This window comes from Paenibacillus sp. J31R30 (genome assembly GCF_059692115.1).
Map to the genome: position 1 here is coordinate 321,637 of NZ_JCAUAV010000001.1, position 15,863 is coordinate 337,499.

Below are 15,863 nucleotides of genomic sequence, written 5' to 3' on the forward strand. Positions count from 1 at the left end.
TTACAATAGAAATATAGAAACGGTTTCAAATGAACCGAGAAGACTAGAAATGGAGGAAACCTAGTGAGTACAAATCAATCAACCGTTGTAAATAAGGCGAGCGTAAGAAAACGGAAACAACGCATTCAATGGTTGCCTTACCTCTTGATCGCGCCTGCGATTGTCCTGATTATCGTCTTTTTATTCTATCCTGTCGGGAATGTGTTTTATTTCAGCTTACAGAAGTTTAATCCCACGAAAGCCTATGAAAATGGATTTGTTGGTCTCGACAATTTTAAAATGATTTTCACCACTGATAAACTATTTTTCTCAACATTAGGGGTTTCAGCGAAATGGGTGTTCACTGAGGTTACGCTCCAACTCATATTCGGATTAGGAATTGCACTCATGTTGAATCAAGCATTTAAATTTCGCGGAATATTCCGATCTGCAGCCATTTTACCTTGGGCGATCTCAGGGGTTGTAACTTCAACTTTATGGCAAATCATCTTTAATGAACAAATCGGACCGCTCAACGATATTTTGATGAGGTTAGGCCTAATTGATCATAAAATTGCCTGGCTTTCTGAAATAACGACCGCATTTCCTGCGATTGTAACAGCTGAATTATGGAGAGGGATTCCATTCTTTACGATTGCACTGCTAGCTGGCATACAAACGATTCCAGGTGATTTGTATGAATCAGCTGTGGTGGATGGTGCGGGGAGATGGAAATCATTTATCCATATCACACTGCCGTATTTGAAAACAACGATCATCCTTACTACGCTGCTGAGGGCCGTTTGGGAATTTAATAACGTCGACTTAATCTTCGTTATGACCAATGGGACAGGCGGACCGATTGATTTAACAACTACACTGCCAATGTACATCGTGAAACAAGCGATTGTCGCACAGGACTTCGGTTATGGCTCAGCGCTAACGGTAATTGGATTTACCATTCTGCTGCTGTTTGCAGTGTTCTACTTGAAATTAAGCGGATATGGAAAGGAAGAATAAGCATGAGAAACGCACAAGTTATGAGAAAGGTGCCCATTCTACCTAAGATATTGGATAAAGTATTCCTATTATACCTACCTATGCTTCTAGCGATGGTATTCACGTTATTCCCTTTATTTTGGGCGTTAATTACGGCAATTAAGCGAGAAAGTGACATCACCAAACTGCCGATCAAGTACTTGCCTGCGCCGGCTACTTTCAAAAATTTCTTGATCGCTTGGAATAACGTGGGCTTCTCCAAATACTTTGTGAACAGCCTAATCGTAGCTGCTTTGACTGTACTCATCGTACTGGTGTGCTCAATCCTGGTAGGATATGCAATCAGCAGATTTAGATTCAAAGGAAAGAAACTCTTCATGTTGTTGCTATTATGCACACAGTTTATTCCAGGAGCCATGCTTCTTATTCCCATGTTCGAGATTTTCAGATCTTTGCATCTGACTAGCAATTTATTGGCTTTAGTTATTATCAACGCTACGTTTCAGCTGCCTTTTAATGCGATTCTGATGAGTGGTTTTATCACGAATATACCTGAACAGCTTGAGGAAGCAGCAATGGTCGATGGATGCAGTCGGTTAAAATCGGTCTTTCTAGTTATTTTCCCGATTCTAGTTCCTGGTATCGTGGCAACAATGGTTTACACATTCATCGGATCATGGAACGAATTCTTATTCGCACTCATGTTGATTAGTAAAAAAGCGCTGTTCACCCTACCGGTTGGACTTCGCTATATGCAGGGTGAATATGACATTCAATACGGGGCATTGGCTGCAGGAAGCGTAATCGCTTTGTTGCCAGCTGCCATCTTGTTCGCCTATGTTCAAAAGTTTTTAGTGCAAGGCATAAGTGCAGGCGCAGTAAAAGGTTGATCTTACCAAACTAAACCACTCTTTGAGGTCATTCCTCGAAAAGAGTTTTAGGATAATTTATACGAGCCAAGGGAGATGTTGATATGTACACAAAGGGTCTTAAAACGTTTATGGTTATTGGTTCAGCTTTATCGTTGACGCTAACAGGATGCGGCAATGGTGGAAGTTCATCATCCACTACAGCACCGAGCCCAAGCGCAGCAGCAACAGCAGCAGCAGCAGCACCAGCTTCAAATCCGGCAGAGAAAGTGAAGCTTACATTTTGGGACGAAAACCCTGGGCCGACCCGAACTCCTTTTTATGAAGAGCTTATTAAGCGTTTCGAAGCTAAAAATCCGAATATCAAAGTTGAATATGTAGGAATTCCTGCAAGCGGCGCAAAACAAAAGTATGACGTTTCTATAGCAGCAAAAGATACTCCCGATGTAGCTGGTATCAATATGGTATGGTTGTCCGATTTCGTTGCAAAAGGAGCGGTACAAGAGCTCGACCCGTACTTCAAGGACTGGAGCGATAAAGATAAAATTGCGGCCAATATGGTGGAGTTCGATCGTGGTTTAACTGCAGACAAAAAACTTTATTATCTTCCGCATACGATGTTTCTAGATATCCTTTGGTATCGCACAGATATGGTAAAGGATGCTGGACTAAAAGCGCCTACAACATGGAATGATTTCTTTACAAATGTAGATAAGTTGACCGACGTCAAAAATAACCGTTATGGCTTCAGTATTCGCGGAGGTGCAGGAAGCATTAATCAACTGACTTCCATGATCTATGCCTATTCTGGAATCACAGAATACTTTACACCAGATGGCAAAGCGACAGTTAGAGATCCGAAAATCTCAGAATTTTTGACCAAATATGCCGCTTTGTATAAAAAGAATACGCCTGTGAGTGACATTACGAACAGTAATAAAGAGATGAATGCCACATTTGATACAGGGACTTCAGCTATGATTCAGCATAACTTTGGTTCTTACAATGATCACGTAACCAATCTGACTAACGCCAAATTCGCGGGTGTCATTCCACCGAAATCCGATAACGGCAAAAGAGTTGTCGTTCCTGTTGCAAACGGATTAGTCATGTTTAAAAACTCTAAGTATCCGCAGGAATCGTGGAAATTCATTAGCTTCTTAATGAACGCAGAAAGCCAAACGTATTGGAATCAAAGTATCGGTCAAATGCCTACCAACACGGATTCGTTGAAGAGCGATTATGTTAAAAACACACAGCATATTCAACAAGGTGCTGAAGTGCTTGCTGATAAAGAGACCGTTGCTTTGAAGCTTCCTACTTATCTGCCTGATTACACAAAAATTACGACACAACAACTTGAGGCGGATTTCCAGAAAGTATTGACTGCTAAAATGACCGTTGCCGAATTCGTAAATGGTTGGGCTACGTCGATGGAAAAAGCGAAAGCTGATTATGACGCTGCTATGAAAAAATAGAAATGATGTGAATAAGACCGGAACTCCAAACAAGGGGTTCCGGTCTGTTTTATTTGCTTTGATTTTACCTGTCGCCATACTTTCACCATGTTCGTTCGTATGGAAATAAGCGAAGATAGCTTTAGAAGAAAAACGGAGGTTAACCCAATGGAGATGAAAACAATCACACACGGTGGTAATCATTACGAAATGGATCTAGTGAATGGCAATCTTCATGTATTTGCTAACCCGGATGTGTTCCAATCCTTTGAAAACAAAGTATTCGAAATGGCAGATAATAACCTGCGGATTCCGCGTAATGTCCATATGAGCTACACCCCTGACGCCCATGTGGGTATTGGTACTTGCATTGGGACAACGGCAGTTTGGACCATGAAGGATGGGTTCGTTTCCCCTTCCATAGTCGGTGTGGACATCGGCTGTGGCATGCGTGTGCATACGACTTCACTGCATAAACGTGATATTCAAGATAAGGGTGTGCGTAGAGCATTAATCAAAGCGATTGAGCGATATGTGCCAACCAATGAGCGTACAAATACGAATTATTCAGATATCGATATCATGGATGTTGTTCAACACGGATTAAAAGGACTTCCAGAGAAATATATACCAAGCGAACAGTGGTTGACCCATGTAGAAGAGTCTACGTTCAAGTTTGACCATAGCTACCTTGAGAATCTGCCAGCAAAAATCCGTAAATATGCCCACGGGCAGCTTGGGACGCTTGGTGGCGGGAACCATTTTATAGAGATTCAGTATCTAGAAGTGGCAGAGGCTCATAAGGATTTGGCGGCAAAATGGGGCTTGTTCGACGGTCAGGTTGTCGTCATGATTCACTCCGGTTCTCGTGCATGGGGAGCTATGTTGGGTCAAGAATTCGCCAAGGTTTTCAGAGAAGTTATGAACAGTTGGGGTGTCGTTAATCCGGATCGGAATCTCTTATATGCGCCTATTGCAAGTCAAGAAGGGCAAACATATTTAAATCTCATGTACTCCGCTCTAAACTTTGCAGTAAGTAATCGACATATGATTGCTTTCGGTGTTCAAGAAGCGTTCCGAGAAGTATTCGGCGAGGGGCTGGAGATGCCTGTATTGTATGACCTCATGCATAACTATGCGCTAAAGGAATTTCACCGCAATCAACCGATGCTCGTACATAGGAAGGGAGCGACAAGAGCGCTGCCGCCAGGTCATTTTCTGAATACAGCTGCCTATAAAGAAACGGGTCATCCGGCATTAATCCCAGGTTCCATGGGAACCTCCTCCTACATTATGGTGGGGAGAGATGAAGGATTGAAAAACTTCTACTCCATTTGTCACGGTGCCGGCAGAGCAAGATCACGCAAAGCAACCAAAGAGCTTGTCACCGTCGACCAATTCGCGCAATCCATGAAAGTTGGGACGGATGATGAGATTCTGGTTAATCACCGCTCCTTGCAAACCATCCTTGATGAATGCCCGCAAGCCTATAAAGATGTGGATCAGATTATTGATAGTGTTGTGGGTGCATCGCTAGCTGATGTGGTGGCGACTTGTAAGCCGATGGTTGCGATTAAAGGTGTTTAAAAAACTGTAGTGATGATAGACGTCAATTAGACGTATTTTCATAAATTTGGATGTATGTACGAATGACATTACCTAGGCCAGGATTTCAAATAGTCCGGCAGTGCGCTCACATCTCTATGTGTTTGTATACTGTAATGTTCATGTCGGCGTACACTCCTTTGGTGCAGGGGTTCGACTCCCCATTAAGATATTCCTAAAAAGATCGTATACTGGAGTCTTCTGTGGCTAACAAAATGCACACTGCGCTATGGCTATGCAATCTGCAGATACCGATTACAAGAATGCTTATAACCGTTTGTTAATAACGGGAGGGTAGACGGTTTGCTAGTGAAACCCAACATCTCCAACTATTTTCAAATGGCGCTACGCATGACTTGTATTCTTAAGCAGAATTCCGCCTTCATCGCAGGAGGACTCCAACTATGTGATCTAAAACTCAAGGAGGTTTACCATGTTTAAAAAAGTGACGATACACAATGACGAACGAGGACTGCTTTTTCGTAAAGGCAGCTATTATAAAAGCTTACAACCTGGCACGTATCGGCTGTCACCATTTTCGGATGATCATGTCGAGATTTTAAATATCATGCAACCTTTTCATGTAAAAGGGAAAGAACTTCAGTTGTTTATTCATGACGAAATACTCATAAAAGAGCTGGATATTATGCAGGTTCAAGACAATGAATATGTGCTGCATTATGAAGATGCCAAATTCGTTGGATTGTTGACAGCTGGAAGCTATGCCTTTTGGAATGTTTTGAAAGAGCACACCTATCTTCGTGCAGATATACGTAATCCTGAATTACCCAAGGAAATTGATTCAGCTATCATTCCTAAGCTAATTGGTTACTATCAAACATTGGATGTGGCTAGTCACGAAAGTGGAGCTTTGTTTTATAACCATGTCATGCAAAAGGAGCTTGCTCCCGGCAAATATTATTTTTGGAAGGGACCTATAGGTGTTTCTGTGAAAACGGTCGACCTGCGTCAACAGCAAATGGATCTGACTGGGCAAGAAATGATGACGGAGGATAAGGTCACACTGCGACTTAACTTTGTGTGTCAATATCGGATTTTGAATCCACTTCGTGCGCTTGAAATCAAGTCGTTTGAAGATCAAATGTACATTGGGCTGCAGCTTGTATTGCGTGAGTATGTGGGTACGTTGAGATTAGATGATCTGTTGAAAATGAAACAGGAAATCGCTACCTACGTGTTGTCACGCTTGAATGAGAAAAGTCTAGATTATGGCGTACAGTTCTTGTCTGCAGGTGTGAAAGATATTATTTTGCCGGGTGAGATTAAGGATATCCTGAATACGGTTTTGTTGGCTGAGAAAAAAGCGCAAGCCAATCTCATTACAAGACGCGAGGAGACTGCTTCTACGAGAAGCCTGTTGAATACAGCCAAGCTTATGGATGAGAACCAAACCCTGTTTAGGCTGAAGGAGCTTGAATTCTTAGAGAAGATTTGTGAGAAAATCGGAACGATTTCTTTTAATGGTGGAGGCAACTTATTAGAGCAGTTGAATTCATTTGTTGGAGATAAAAACAAAAGTTGATAAATTTTATTAATAGGCATGATCATTATAATTAATCTTTCCGCTGCCAACGATTGACAGCTCCTAGCTTTGACTCGTATTATACTTGTAAATGAATGGAAAGGAGGCCGACGATATGATTCGCAATCAAATTTCTATCAATATCCCGACAATTGAAAAGCACTTCATACCATCGGTCTCAACCGGACTTGTGACGAATACGTAGCTACTCTATGAGTTAGCCTAGTTAAATTTGACATGAAAAAGCCGTAGACGATGTTGGTCTATGGCTTTTTTGCGTCCACAAAATAAGAAGAAAGGGTGAGTCCCATGACATTTGATATAGGAAAAATAGATCGTGAGCTTAAACGAATTGAACAAGAAAAGAGGAACAAAACAAATGAAAGAAAATTATATGAGGCAAATCCAGCTCCCAGCGGGAGTCGTCCACGTATACGCGGGACCTGAGTTGTTTAAAGAGTTAGATTATCAAATATTTCAGATGGCCAATAACAATTTGCAGATTCCAAATCTAGCGTATATGAGCTATACACCTGACGTACACGTTGGTGTTGGTACTTGTATAGGCACGACAGCGGTATGGCACACGCATAACGGGTATGTATCACCCTCTATAGTCGGCAGCGATATTGGCTGCGGCATGCGCGTGCATATGACGAATTTGCATAAGGAAGAACTGAAGGATGTGAAGCTCCGCCGCAAGCTGGTGAAGACGATCGAGAAATATTTACCTGTTGAAGATCACGCGCGGGGACATTTCTCGGACATTCGATTGGAACACATCGTCACTAAAGGACTGCATGGGCTTCCAAAGAAGTATATCCCCGACGGCTATACGCCTCGAAAGACGACGTCGCTTACGCATGTAGAGAGCAGTAAATTTACATTGGATGAAAATGTATTGAATCGATTTCCGAGCCATGTGTGGCATCGGTCACATCGTCAGTTGGGAACGCTTGGAAATGGTAACCATTTTGCGGAGATTCAGTCGATAGAAATTGCAGAAGAGAACCGTGAGGTAGCTGAAGCCTGGGGACTTTTCGATGGTCAAGTGGTCATTATGATTCACTCGGGCTCGCGTGCATGGGGTGGTTCTGTAAATCAAACTTGCAGCAGTGACATGTTGAAGGCGATGCGGATGAATGGATTAGGAACCGCCGATCCTAAGCTGTTATTTGCACCTTTAGAACATTGGGCAGCCCAGACCTATGTCAATCTGATGTATTCAGCGCTCAATTATGCGGTTGTCAATCGCCATCTGATTGCCTATGCCATTCGGGAGGCTGGTAAAGATGTGTTTGGCTCGAAGTTTGAAATGACTACGTTGTACGATCTTATGCATAACTATGCGTGGGAGGAAAAGCATGAAGGGCAGTCCTATTTTGTTCATCGCAAAGGGGCGACAAGGGCGCTTCCGGCAGGCCATCCAAGCAATCCGCAGCCTTATGAGCATACAGGTCACCCAGCGCTGATTCCAGGTTCAATGGGGACGGCCTCCTATATTATGGTCGGAGCCCCGGGTGGCAAAGCCAACTTTCACTCCATTTGTCATGGTGCAGGGCGAATTCGCTCACGCAGCGCGACGAAAAGATTGATAACGCTGAATGAATTTGCCACTTCCATGCGATTGGGTACGGATGAGGAAATCGTCGTAAACCAAAGATCGTTAGAGTCGATTCTAGATGAATCGCCGCAAGCTTATAAAGATGTAGATCAAATTATTGAGAGTGTCGTCGGAGCGGGCTTGGCTGAAGTTGTTGCTAAATGTAAGCCTATGGCGGCAGTAAAAGGTGCTAAATGAGATATGTACAAAGTATAAAAATGAATGAAGAATCAGCGGCTGTAACAGCTCCGATTAGGTCGGAAGGTAACTCACTTAAAGCCTATGGGGACTACGTCTTTGTGTTAGAACGGATTCAAAGTTTGCTGGGTGAGAAATATGGTCACGACTTCGAACCCTATTTAAGTGATGACGGGAAAGAAGAGTATTGGGACCTGCTCGAACAAGATGTGAAGTCAGGGTCAAGTGATGTGCAGTTGGTCACTAGAATCTACGACCATATGGAGTCACGTGCATTCGGAATCGATGGGGCAAGTAATGATGGGGCATACCGAACATTTCCTACACTGCGCAATAACGTTTTTGCTTACCCGTCCTGGGGAATCGCTTTAGCTAGAGTACCCATCTTTCGCATGAATGGCGTCGGAGAAGAGGATTTTGTTTTTGCTGTGGATGATGCGAGTTTGCTGCGTTTTCTAGAGCACGCTCGTCAGCGTCGCAGGGATTTGGACCGTCGACAAGTGACTGTTTTCACGGATGGACCGCATGGCATGGAAAAAGAACTAGCTCCTATCACACGCATGGTTGACCGTTCAAAAGTCATCATGAAGGATGAAGTGAAGACAGATATTTATCGCGCTATCGATCAGTTTTTTGCTGAGGATCATACCTTTTTCAAAGAGTATGACCTTCCTTACAAAAGAGGTATCCTGCTTTATGGAAAGCCTGGAAATGGAAAAACAACGCTCGTCAAATCGATTGCCGGCAGCGTCAAAGCTCCTGTTGCTTATTGGCAAATAACCGAGAACACCGGTAGCGATTCTATTCAAGAAGCGTTTCAAGCTGCGGCAAAAATGGCGCCAATGATTCTTGTGATTGAAGATATCGATGCGATGCCCCAGCGGGCAAGGTCGTACTTTTTAAACATTTTGGATGGTGCGACTTCCAAAGAAGGGATATTCCTCATTGGGACAACGAATTATCCGGAGCAAATTGATCCGGCACTTATGAACCGGGCAGGAAGATTCGACCGTGCTTATGAAATCAAGCTTCCAGACCTAGACCTTAGACAGATTTATTTGGAGCAAAAGGGGATAGGGAAGCTTTTGAATGAAGCGTTGATTCGCGTAACGGCGAAGCAAACAGAAGGGTTTACTTTTGGCCAGTTAAATGAATTGTATGTATCCGCTGCACTTCAGTGGCATTATGAGCAAAGCGTGGATATCGAGAAGCTGGTGAAATCAATGAAGTCAGATGTGCATAAAGGGCAGACGATGTCATGGATGAAAGAGGATTCGGATGTGAGGGTTGGTTTTTTGGTAAGTTAAAAAATGTGATAGGATGTGCAACACAATGAGTAATCAACTCATCGACATTGGCGTTAATTTAATGCATCGCTCCTTTGATCAAGACCGCGACGATGTGGTTGCGAGGGCGCTTGCGGCGGGAGTGACCCCGCTCATCTTGACGGGCACAAGCCTAAGAAGCAGCGATGAAGCGTCGCGATATGCAGAAAAATTTCCTAGGAAATTATTTGCAACGGCAGGGATACATCCGCACGACACGCGCAATTGCAAGCCACATACGATGGATAAGCTGCGTCAATTGGCGAAGCTGCCTCAAGTGGTTGCCATTGGTGAATGTGGACTGGACTTTAACCGTGATTTTTCACCTCGCGATGTACAGCGGAAATGGTTTGAGGAACAGATTAAGCTGGCCTGCGAGCTGCAGTTACCGCTTTTCCTGCATGAGCGAGAAGCTCATTACGACCTCGTTCGTATCATGAAGCCGTATGTGGGTTCAATCAATAAGGCGGTAGTCCATTGCTTTACGGGATCTCTGCAAGAGTTGCAGGTTTATCTGCAGCTCGGATTTTATATCGGCATCACAGGCTGGATCTGCGATGAACGTAGAGGTAAGCACTTGCGTGAACTTGTGAAGAAAATACCGCTAGATCGTTTAATGCTAGAAACAGACGCCCCATTTCTTACACCGCGCGATTTGCCCGTAAAGCCGCAGGATGGCCGAAATGAGCCTGCTTTTCTTCCGCACATCGCAGCGACAGTTGCTGTATGCCTTGGTATTTCGGTCGGGGAAGTTACCCATTCAACTGAACAAACAACAAAGGATTTTTTTGGATTGATTTGATTGAAAAGGTGAGGATCCTTAAAGTCATTCATAATGAATATACGATCTGGATTAGTCCTTACGAGAAATCGTAAGGCCTTTTTAACTACATAAGAATTAAAAAGTTTCTGGTACTCGGAAGTACAAATTCTTATTGGCGATAAAAACTACCTTTAAAAAGCGGGCGCTCATCCTCGAAGTACTTCGATAAAAGTTTTTCTCATTGGATTTTAAATGTATCGAAAGGAAGTTGACAACATTGGATTACACTTGTAATATATAAATATGTAGATTACAAGCGTAATCCATAATCTTTTTACATAAAGGTGGTATGTCAATGAAAGATACACCTAAGATTTCGGAAGCCGAATGGCAGGTCATGCGAGTACTTTGGTCCAGAGCTTCCAGCACGGCCAATGAAGTTATTGAAGCACTTGAAGAGTCAACGGATTGGAGCCCCAAGACGATACGGACGCTGCTAAATCGGTTAGCCCAGAAGCAAGTTATTGCCTATCAACAACATAATCGCAATTATGAATATTACCCGCTTGTTAGTCAGGAAGATTGTGTGATGCAGGAGACGCAGTCCTTTATGAAACGAATCGTCGGTATGGGACGTTCTCCGTGGCTTGTTCATTTTTTAAGAGATGAGAAATTGACGACAGAAGACATTGAAGAGTTGAAGAAAATTTTGGATGAGAAGAAACCAATGTAACTTATCTGATCCCACAAGCACCAAGTGCAAAGAGGAGGCGTTTGACTTTGGTGATGCACGACTTTCAAATAGGATTTCAATGGGTGCTAACCACATCTGTGATGGCTGGCGTTATCGTTACGTTGATTCTTTTGGCCAAATGGCTATTGCGAGATAGGCTTAAACCAAGATGGCAGTACGCCTTGTGGATGTTAGTGATGATTAAGCTGGCTGTACCCTGGGATCCTCCGTATATATTAAGCATTTACAATCTACCTCCTATTGACCATGTGATTGCCTTTAAATCAGACACAATGGATCATAGCCAGAGATTTGTAACTGAGCTTCAAAATATAACAGACGGAGAGCCAGGTCAGGATTCACTGCAGGGGCAATTAAGCAACAACTTATCGCAATCCCAAACACAAGTTAGCGAAAGAACGCCAAGTTTTCCATTCAGCTTGATGAGCATCAGTCTTTTCCTCTGGCTCTTAGGTATTGTAGTGCTGATGATATACACCATTGGCATGAACCGACGTCAACACAACCGGATTATGCAAGGGAAAATAGATCGGAACGATACGAGAATGTTGGAAATTCTAGCGCGTTCCAAGAAGTTAATGTCGGTCAAACAGAACGTTACATTGGTGCAATCAACGGATGTAAGGAGCCCCTCGTTGTACGGCATGTTGAAACCGAAATTGCTCTTACCTGTTAACGAGATCGAGGCTATGAGTGATGAGCAGCTGCAGCATATTTTCATGCATGAGTTAGCACATCTGAAACGCAAGGATATTGCGGTGAATTGGTTATTTTACATGCTGCTTCTTATTCATTGGTTTAATCCATTTCTCTGGTACGCCTACTCTCGCATGAGAGAGGATCAAGAGTTAGCCTGTGATGCGCTTGTTTTAACGTATATTGAGCCCCAGCGATCATTGGAATATGGGCGAACGATTATTACGTTAATGGAGAAACTTTCGCATACGTTACGAACGCCGGGATCAGCATCTTTCACAGGTAATAAGGCTCAACTGAAGAGGAGAATTCATATGATAAAATCATTCAAAAAAGGCTCGTATCGTTGGTCGTTACTTGGTCTTGCAACCATTGTGGTTATTGGTGGCATCGCGTTGACAACAGCACGTAACACGCATGCTCAGACATCATTGGCTGCCCCAATAAGTACGGTTTCACCGAGTGCTACTGCTTCACCGGATACTAATTCCAGCAAGCAAGATGCGGTAGATCTTATGGCGGGTAATAATCAACCTGCGGTCAAAGAACCGTTGACTGTAACGGCAACAACCGCAACCGCAACCGCAACCGCAACCGCAACCGCAACCGCAACCGCAACTGCAACTGCAACTCCAACCGCCGCAACTGCAACCGCAACAACTAGCGGCTCAGCTATACTTTTAAAGCAAATGAAGGATCTAGCGTCAAAAGGTGAAGCCAAGGGAGCTGCTGGCTTTACCGTCGGTAAGACCTTGATTGATGATGTTCATACATCATGGGGAACACCTGATAAAGCTTCCTCAGCGGGTAACCCTTATGAGGCATACGCGCCTGGCATGAGCAAAGGTACGATTGAATTTGCCGCAGGACATGGTGATGTCGTGTATGAAATTCGTGTAAGTGGCAGCGCGTTGGATGCTGTTAAAGATGGCAATATGGTTACGTATGGGGATGTCCTCCAAGTACTTGGCAAGCCGGCTCAAAAGCTTACCCAAGGTAAGCAGCAGCTTCTCATTTATGAAACAGGGAATTATGAGCTGAGAGTAGTACTTCCAGATCTTGCTGGAGATCAGAAGGCCAAAGTGAGCTCCATCTCGGTCTATTCACCTAAAGCAGCTGCATTTGATAAATAGTAGAACATGTAAATGATGAAGAACCTTACGATACATCGTAAGGTTCTTCATGCTTTTCGATAATAAATTTAATAACAAGAAAGCAAAGAGCAGTATGTAACGAGAAATACTGCTCTTTGCTGTATATGGATGTCGTTATGACTTCAGGTCGAATCGATCTGCATTCATGACCTTGACCCAGCTAGCTATAAAGTCGCGAACGAACTTTTCTTTATTATCGTCTTGCGCATAAACTTCAGCAATGGCGCGCAGAACAGAGTTTGAACCGAAGACGAGGTCAACTGTAGTTGCTGACCGAACGACCTTACCTGTCTTGCGATCGCGACCTTCAAATACATCTCCGCCAATAGGGTTCCACTGTACGCCCATATCGAGTAAGTTAACAAAGAAATCGTTCGTGAGTGTGCCTACTCGGTCTGTGAATACACCGTGTTTGGTGCCTCCGAAGTTCGTACCCAGAACACGCATGCCGCCTACAAGAGCTGTCATTTCGGGTGCAGTCAGGTTGAGCAGGTGTGCCTTATCTACCAGAAGCTCTGCTGAGCTTACACGATATTGTTTCTTCTGATAATTGCGGAAACCATCAGCGATAGGCTCTAGTACTGCGAAGCTTTCCGCATCGGTTTGTTCTTCTGTTGCATCACCGCGACCAGGCGTAAATGGAACTGTAACTTGGAAGCCTGCATCACGTGCAGCTTTTTCCACAGCAGCGCTCCCACCAAGTACGATCAAATCAGCTAGGCTCACATCGACATCTATGTCTTCTTGAATGCCTTCTAGGATGGTAAGCACTCGGGTAAGTTGTGCGGGTTGATTCACTTCCCACTCATTCTGTGGAGCAAGCCGAATGCGAGCACCGTTGGCGCCGCCACGCATGTCAGTACCACGGAAGGTGCTGGCCGAAGCCCAAGCCGTTGTAACGAGTTCACTGACTGTAAGGCCAGAATCTAGAATTTTTGATTTAAGATCTTCAACTTCTGCGTCTGTTAACGTGTATGTAACAGCTGGCACAACGTCTTGCCAGATCAGAACTTCTTCAGGAACTTCCGGCCCCAGATATCTTGGAAGAGGTCCCATGTCCCGGTGCGTAAGCTTAAACCATGCACGAGCAAACGCATCTGCAAATTCTTCAGGATTCTCATAGTAACGACGAGAAATTTGCTCGTACGCTGGATCCACACGCAATGCCATATCAGCGGTAGTCATGATTGTCGCAACGCGAATGGATGCATCTTCTGCGTCTGGTGCGAGATGCTCTGCAGCAGGATTGACTGGCGTCCACTGATGTGCGCCCGCAGGGCTCTTCGTCAGTGTCCACTCGTATCCGAAAAGGAGTTCAAAGAAACCATTATCCCACTGTGTTGGATTCGCCGTCCAAGCCCCTTCAATACCGCTGGTGATGGTGTCACGGCCTTTGCCTGAGCCGTGCGTGCTGAGCCAACCTAAGCCTAGTGTTTCGATAGCAGCTGCTTCCGGCTCTGCACCTACATGCGCAGCATCACCTGCACCATGTGCCTTGCCGAATGTATGTCCACCGGCCACGAGAGCAACTGTCTCTTCATTGTTCATACCCATTCGTTTAAATGTATCGCGGATGTCGCGCGCACTTGCAAGCGGATCTGGTGTGCCGTTCGGACCTTCTGGATTCACATAGATGAGTCCCATTTGAACAGCGGCAAGCGGATTCTCAAGCTCGCGATCACCTGTATAACGCTTATCCCCCAGCCACTCAGTTTCTACACCCCAGTAGATGTCTTCTTCAGGGTGCCATACATCCGCACGGCCGCCGCCGAAGCCAAATGTTTTGCCGCCCATCGATTCAATAGCGACATTACCGGTTAGAATGAACAAATCTGCCCAAGAAATTTTGTTGCCATACTTTTGCTTAATCGGCCACAGGAGTCGACGAGCTTTATCTAGGTTGCCGTTATCAGGCCAGCTGTTAAGTGGAGCAAAACGTTGTGTGCCGGTTCCAGCCCCTCCGCGCCCGTCACCTGTACGATAAGTCCCTGCGGAGTGCCAAGCCATTCGAATAAAGAAGGGACCATAATGTCCATAGTCAGCTGGCCACCAATCTTGACTGTTCGTCATGAGCTCACGAAGATCCTGTTTAAGCGCTTGGTAGTCTAATTTGCCGAATTCCTCGGCATAATCAAAATCGTCGCCAAGAGGGTTCGATTTACGGTCATGTTGATGAAGAATGTTCAAATTCAACTGATTGGGCCACCAGTTCCTATTTGTCGTACCACTAGATTTGTGACTTGTAGCGCTTCCATGCGAGAACGGGCATTTTCCTGAGTTAGCAGCATCCATAGAGCTCATTTTTACATCTCCATTCAAATTAAATTAATTTTTAAATAATAATTATTATAATTAAATATATAATAAAAATGGGACAAAAATCAACGATTTTTTGTTCGGTTTGAACGAGGTGTTCGTTTAATAATCCGGCTTAACCAAAGCCGCTTCATTATGAATAATGGGTTGTCTTTCCTAATTATATGGCTTGACTTGAAAATGAATTCCTTATTCTTTATTCGTAAAATCAAGCTCTTACTAGCTGCGTACAACTAGTCTGGGTAAGCTATTTCTTGCATGGTACACTACCTGTATACGCACAGACAGGGGCGCATCAATGTGAAGTTGCAGTCATGTATCCGAATGATCTGAAGATGATGTCGTTTCTTTGGACGCCTCATATACAGCAAACGAAAACGCAATTTGCGAATTATCAAACGCAACTTCCGTCGTTTCATTAAACGGTGCCGCTGCACTAAATGGAAAAGCTAGACGTTAAGATCACAAACCTGCTCGCGGGGATGTGGTCTTGTTTTATTTTATAATCAAAAGAAAACACAACAAAAACCCATAAAAATCCAATTGAAACGTTTCAAGTAAATGTATAATAAGAGGGATTTGAGCCATTTACTGACAGGAGG

Annotated in this window: 11 protein-coding genes; 10 read left to right on the forward strand and 1 reads right to left on the reverse strand. The window is 44.1% G+C overall.

Features of this window, described 5'->3' with window-relative positions; genetic code table 11:
• Positions 1 to 63: 63 nt before the first annotated feature.
• From AC58QO_RS01040 to AC58QO_RS01085, 10 genes are all read left to right on the forward strand, one after another.
• A complete protein-coding gene (locus AC58QO_RS01040; RefSeq protein ID WP_497263230.1) occupies positions 64 to 999 on the forward strand; it encodes a carbohydrate ABC transporter permease in 936 nt (311 codons plus the stop codon).
• A 2-nt stretch (positions 1,000 to 1,001) separates the two neighbouring features.
• Complete coding sequence (locus AC58QO_RS01045; protein WP_497263232.1) at positions 1,002 to 1,868, forward strand: carbohydrate ABC transporter permease; 867 nt, start codon at positions 1,002 to 1,004, stop codon at positions 1,866 to 1,868.
• Positions 1,869 to 1,951: 83 nt separating this feature from the next.
• Entirely contained in the window at positions 1,952 to 3,325 is a 1,374-nt protein-coding gene (locus AC58QO_RS01050) for an ABC transporter substrate-binding protein (protein WP_497263234.1), read from the forward strand.
• Positions 3,326 to 3,478: 153 nt separating this feature from the next.
• On the forward strand, positions 3,479 to 4,891 hold the full coding sequence (locus tag AC58QO_RS01055) for an RtcB family protein (protein ID WP_497264353.1): 1,413 nt from the start codon (positions 3,479 to 3,481) through the stop codon (positions 4,889 to 4,891).
• Positions 4,892 to 5,342: 451 nt separating this feature from the next.
• Entirely contained in the window at positions 5,343 to 6,452 is a 1,110-nt protein-coding gene (locus AC58QO_RS01060; protein WP_497263236.1) for a slipin family protein, read from the forward strand.
• 379 nt (positions 6,453 to 6,831) lie between these two features.
• The gene (locus tag AC58QO_RS01065; protein ID WP_497263238.1) at positions 6,832 to 8,253 is read left to right on the forward strand and encodes an RtcB family protein; all 1,422 of its coding nucleotides are present in this window, start codon (positions 6,832 to 6,834) and stop codon (positions 8,251 to 8,253) included.
• Positions 8,250 to 9,560, forward strand: coding sequence for an AAA family ATPase (locus tag AC58QO_RS01070; RefSeq protein ID WP_497263240.1), 1,311 nt, complete (start codon positions 8,250 to 8,252; stop codon positions 9,558 to 9,560). Before AC58QO_RS01065 ends, AC58QO_RS01070 begins: the two co-directional genes overlap by 4 nt.
• Before the next feature lie 25 nt (positions 9,561 to 9,585).
• Complete coding sequence (locus AC58QO_RS01075; protein WP_497263242.1) at positions 9,586 to 10,380, forward strand: TatD family hydrolase; 795 nt, start codon at positions 9,586 to 9,588, stop codon at positions 10,378 to 10,380.
• A 316-nt stretch (positions 10,381 to 10,696) separates the two neighbouring features.
• Positions 10,697 to 11,074, forward strand: a complete 378-nt coding sequence (locus tag AC58QO_RS01080) for a BlaI/MecI/CopY family transcriptional regulator (protein ID WP_497263244.1) — start codon at positions 10,697 to 10,699, stop codon at positions 11,072 to 11,074.
• Between the two features lie 53 nt (positions 11,075 to 11,127).
• Positions 11,128 to 12,924 carry a M56 family metallopeptidase gene (locus AC58QO_RS01085; RefSeq protein WP_497264354.1) on the forward strand — a complete coding sequence of 599 codons (1,797 nt, stop codon included), beginning with the start codon at positions 11,128 to 11,130 and terminating at the stop codon, positions 12,922 to 12,924.
• Between the two features lie 135 nt (positions 12,925 to 13,059).
• Here AC58QO_RS01085 and katG read toward each other — a convergent pair whose 3' ends face one another.
• A complete protein-coding gene (gene katG, locus AC58QO_RS01090; protein ID WP_497263246.1) occupies positions 13,060 to 15,246 on the reverse strand; it encodes a catalase/peroxidase HPI in 2,187 nt (728 codons plus the stop codon).
• Positions 15,247 to 15,863 lie beyond the last annotated feature (617 nt).

Excerpts from the sequence above, each read along its gene's own strand:
- AC58QO_RS01070 (WP_497263240.1), top strand. The coding sequence starts at position 8,250 with ATGAGATATGTACAAAGTATAAAAATGAATGAAGAATCAGCGGCTGTA.
- AC58QO_RS01080 (WP_497263244.1), top strand. The coding sequence starts at position 10,697 with ATGAAAGATACACCTAAGATTTCGGAAGCCGAATGGCAGGTCATGCGA.
- AC58QO_RS01045 (WP_497263232.1), top strand. The coding sequence starts at position 1,002 with ATGAGAAACGCACAAGTTATGAGAAAGGTGCCCATTCTACCTAAGATA.
- katG (WP_497263246.1), bottom strand. The coding sequence starts at position 15,246 with ATGAGCTCTATGGATGCTGCTAACTCAGGAAAATGCCCGTTCTCGCAT.
- AC58QO_RS01075 (WP_497263242.1), top strand. The coding sequence starts at position 9,586 with ATGAGTAATCAACTCATCGACATTGGCGTTAATTTAATGCATCGCTCC.
- AC58QO_RS01055 (WP_497264353.1), top strand. The coding sequence starts at position 3,479 with ATGAAAACAATCACACACGGTGGTAATCATTACGAAATGGATCTAGTG.
- AC58QO_RS01065 (WP_497263238.1), top strand. The coding sequence starts at position 6,832 with ATGAAAGAAAATTATATGAGGCAAATCCAGCTCCCAGCGGGAGTCGTC.
- AC58QO_RS01085 (WP_497264354.1), top strand. The coding sequence starts at position 11,128 with ATGCACGACTTTCAAATAGGATTTCAATGGGTGCTAACCACATCTGTG.
- AC58QO_RS01060 (WP_497263236.1), top strand. The coding sequence starts at position 5,343 with ATGTTTAAAAAAGTGACGATACACAATGACGAACGAGGACTGCTTTTT.
- AC58QO_RS01050 (WP_497263234.1), top strand. The coding sequence starts at position 1,952 with ATGTACACAAAGGGTCTTAAAACGTTTATGGTTATTGGTTCAGCTTTA.